The sequence below is a fragment of the Deltaproteobacteria bacterium genome (assembly GCA_011773515.1).
Classification (GTDB): Bacteria; Desulfobacterota; Deferrimicrobia; order J040; family J040; genus WVXK01.
The window spans coordinates 1,101-1,322 of the sequence record WVXK01000092.1 but is presented as its reverse complement, the minus strand read 5'-3'; the positions used below and the strand labels follow the sequence as shown (position 1 = coordinate 1,322).

At 59.5% G+C, this 222-nt stretch carries 1 protein-coding gene; it reads left to right on the top strand.

The features are described 5' to 3' along the window. Positions 1 to 222 (top strand): hypothetical protein (locus tag GTN70_09620; protein ID NIO17235.1); only part of this gene is annotated, 222 nt, incomplete at both ends.

Below are 222 nucleotides of genomic sequence, written 5' to 3'. Positions count from 1 at the left end.
TGAGGAGGGGGGCACTGGCACGGATCTCGATGACTACGACACGACGTATGAGTGCAGCATCGATGGGGCTGCTGGACCCTTGGGGTCTGGCAGCAGCGTGGATATCAACCTCACATATGGCGATAGCGCCGTTTGCACCTTCAGCAACAGCCGGCTGCCCACCCTGGAGGTGAAGAAGCTTCTGGATCCCACGGGCGATCCTGGGCTGTTCGATCTGTTGAT